Below are 617 nucleotides of genomic sequence, written 5' to 3'. Positions count from 1 at the left end.
GCCCAGACGGCGACCTCCCCCCCGCGCCGGGCCGCTTCGGCAAGCGCCGCGCCGGTGCCGCGGAGGAAGGCGGGCGGCGGCGCCTCGCAGGCGAGCGCGGCGCCGATGCGCCGCCGCTTCCAGAAGGACATGCCAAGGCAGACGGCCACGGAGCGGTTCGTGAGGTCCAGCGCCCGCCAGGACGCGAGCAGCGCCAGCGCGTCTTCGATCAAGATCGCGCGAGCGGAGGTCGGATCGACGCAGCGAGCCGCCGCGATCAGCCTCGCCAGACACGCGAGTCCGGCCGCCCCGCCACCCTCGGCCGCCACACCGGCGAGGCGCGCGAGCAGCGCCATCGGACCCGGCAGCGCATGCAGCGTCGCGGCGGCGTCGATCAGTGTCCAGGGCGACAGGCGTCCCGGGCGCGTCCCGTCGAAAAGGGGACGTGCCGCGACGGGTGCGAAGGGATCGCGCAGGATGACGAGGCGCCGTCCCCCGGCGGCCCGCGCCGCGGCGCGCATTGCCTCGGCCGCGGCCGCGCGTGCCGGATCGCAGGGATCGATCAGTATGACGCCCTCCCCCGGCGCGAGGCCGAGCGCGCGGGGGCCCGGATCGTCCAGCGCCGGCGGCGCGCCGCA

At 77.6% G+C, this 617-nt stretch carries 1 pseudogene; it reads right to left on the bottom strand.

From position 1 onward, the window contains the following. Nucleotides 1-617: pseudogene (locus HW577_RS26145) on the bottom strand (hypothetical protein); the annotation flags it as partial.

Origin of the sequence: Neoroseomonas rubea (genome assembly GCF_016106015.1) — a bacterium.
GTDB lineage: Bacteria > Pseudomonadota > Alphaproteobacteria > Acetobacterales > Acetobacteraceae > Neoroseomonas > Neoroseomonas rubea.
Note: the sequence above shows the minus strand (reverse complement) of the source record. Positions and strands in the feature narration are given on the sequence as shown.